The sequence below is a fragment of the Alkalimonas mucilaginosa genome (genome assembly GCF_036327005.1).
In the GTDB taxonomy this organism is placed as follows: Bacteria; Pseudomonadota; Gammaproteobacteria; order Enterobacterales; family Alteromonadaceae; genus Alkalimonas; species Alkalimonas mucilaginosa.
Genome location: NZ_JAUGZK010000029.1, coordinates 1 through 2,388, shown reverse-complemented (window position 1 = coordinate 2,388; position 2,388 = coordinate 1). Strand labels below are relative to the sequence as shown.

Genomic DNA, 2,388 nt, shown 5'->3' with positions numbered 1-2,388 from the left:
TCCCGAAGCCTTTTTGGCGGCTCTGGCCGGGCTGATTGGGCACATGCCGCCACCGCCGAAGCTACCACCACCGGCGTAGTAATCACCCAGTCCCAAATCCCGGCCGGCCGCATTGCGTGCCCGGCTGGCGTAGCTTTGCGCCAAAGCCAGTGTACCGCCACTTTCCTGGCCCGCCCATTCCTGCGTTATCGCCGCTACCAGGCTGCGCTGTACACCACCAAAATACTTAAAAGCGGTTATCGCGCTTATCGCCACCACCGCCACGATAATCGCATATTCCGTCATGCCCCTGGCCTAAAACCAATGCACGCCCTCTTAATCCCTGCACCCAGCCCCAAAAAAGAAACATGTCATTAGTGCTTGATATAATAATAAAAACCAAACGCAAATAAAAATTGAATTTATCGCGCATCAGCCATCATCCAAAATGGCATGGCCCACCAGCAATGCTGTGAACATATGCTACTCCCTACTATTGAATTGTACGTGTTGGTTGGTTGCCGTTTAGAAAAGCACCTTTCTCAAGCAGACTTTTATTCACATAAAAGAAGATAGATACTTTAATCAGACAGCACCGACCAAACACGGAATGCATTTGGCCGCATGCTGTATGCGCTGTGGGGCATGCTTAGCAGCCCTGTGGCAGATACACCCAGTTCGACTGAATATCCTGCTCTATCAGAGTCCGGGGTGTTTGTACCCGCACACCAAATAAATCAAACTTGATACGCTTCAGCTTGTCTGGCTGAATATCAAAGTAATCGTATAAATTCACCCGAATAGTCACCGATTCAGCCGGTGCCAGTTCCAGCATGTCCATGGCTTTATTCCAGCTATACAGGTATTTTTGCTGGCCAGTAAACAGCGCCAGACTGTCGTCCTGGTTCTGCACAATAAAATGGTTTACGACATAGCGGCCATCTTCGGCAAACTTATGGGCCGGTAGCCATAAGCTAGAAATAAACTGCGGATGCTCTTTAGCTTCAATATGGGTGGCATTCATCACCTCTACCTCGGCAATCAGTCGCTTGCCTGGCTCCTCGCACTGCACGCTCAGTGTCGATGGCAGGTAATAAGCATAAATCAACGTTCGCTCTGCTGTTGTAGATGCAGATGCAGAGCCAAACACCAAACACAGTATCCATATCAGCTTCATTGGTTTTGCTCCCTGATGCAGTAGTCTTCAAACTTCATGAAATCTGACTCCAATCTTATCCAACGCGTACTACCATCCGCAAATTGGACATCCTCCCAATAGCTACTAAACCGAATACCGCTAAACCCATCTTTTGGGATAATAAATTGCTCATCCAGGTTAATAATGCTTTGTAAAACCCCGCCCGCTGGCAGCACTACGTAAATATCCTCCAGCACCCGGTTTTCATAATGGATACTATTAACCCTATCCCGCCTCGCACGTCCGTTATGTGTGTCAATCTTAAATTCATAAGAATTCCAATAACCTGCTGGGTCAACTCGTATAAGTCGCCCCCGTAGCGGTTCATGAATGCGGTTGTAAAAACGTACAGTCGCTACATAAGGCCGCTGGCAGGTGAACTCCAGCTCCACAGCAACAATATTATCCAGTGCTGGCGCAACGTCATTATTGGCCGCCACCAAAGGCGCAAACACCAGCAGTAATAGATACCAAAGTCGCATCTGACCTCCTACCATTCCCGAGCTAACAACTCTTCTAAAAAATAGAGTTCGTCAATATTATCTTTCAATGCAGCCTTACGCCCAGGATCCCCAAAACCCATATAAAACACCAAAACCCGATCTCTCTCAACATGAGCTCGTGTGAACCCCTCTTTGTGATCCATCCCCACCTTATGCGCATACTCATGCACTATGGTTAATGCTTGCTCTTTAGGGTTATCTTTCCAAAAGTCTTCTGTCAGATAAATATTGCCATTCAGTCTATAATAACCACCCTTAATATTTTTTGCGCTGGCCCTGAATACCTTGGAGGAATCCTCCCTTGCATGTTTCAACTCTGCTTCAATCGCCCGCATATTGGGTAACAAGGTACTTTGCAAAAAACCAAAAAGCGGATCACTACTTCCATGCAAACCGTAGAGTAATGCTATCCTGTCTCGTAAGGCTCTTTGTTCAGCAGTTAAGGTCGCGGCATCAGCCGATAGCGCGGTAATCAGCTCAGCCAATCGCGGCAGTGCTGTTGTAATTCTATCATCAAACAACGTTTTTTCGCTGCTGATCAAAGGGGATACCTGAATTCGAAGGCTAAACTCTTCGTGAATGCCCCACTCCCGACACTCCTCTTCACTTTGCGCCGCCCACACATACTGGGTCACAGGCTCTTTGGGAGCTGCCCACACATAGTTCGTCCCCGAAGCCTTTTGGGTGGCACTGGCCGGGCTGATTGGG

4 protein-coding genes are annotated in these 2,388 nt (G+C 48.1%); all 4 read right to left on the bottom strand.

The features are described 5' to 3' along the window. Nucleotides 1–285 (bottom strand): hypothetical protein (locus QWF21_RS17905; protein WP_330089406.1); only part of this gene is annotated, 285 nt, incomplete at its 3' end. Nucleotides 286–628: 343 nt separating this feature from the next. Next, entirely contained in the window at nt 629–1,156 is a 528-nt protein-coding gene (locus tag QWF21_RS17900) for a hypothetical protein (protein ID WP_330089405.1), read from the bottom strand. After that, the gene (locus QWF21_RS17895) at nt 1,153–1,659 is read right to left on the bottom strand and encodes a hypothetical protein (protein WP_330089404.1); all 507 of its coding nucleotides are present in this window, start codon (nt 1,657–1,659) and stop codon (nt 1,153–1,155) included. The genes QWF21_RS17900 and QWF21_RS17895 overlap by 4 nt, the downstream gene beginning before the upstream one ends. Before the next feature lie 8 nt (nt 1,660–1,667). Then, nucleotides 1,668–2,388, bottom strand: a 721-nt coding sequence (locus tag QWF21_RS17890) for a hypothetical protein (RefSeq protein WP_330089403.1), incomplete at its 5' end; no start/stop codon positions are given.

Coding starts and splice junctions, on each gene's coding strand:
- QWF21_RS17900 (WP_330089405.1), bottom strand. CDS start 1,156: ATGAAGCTGATATGGATACTGTGTTTGGTGTTTGGCTCTGCATCTGCA.
- QWF21_RS17895 (WP_330089404.1), bottom strand. CDS start 1,659: ATGCGACTTTGGTATCTATTACTGCTGGTGTTTGCGCCTTTGGTGGCG.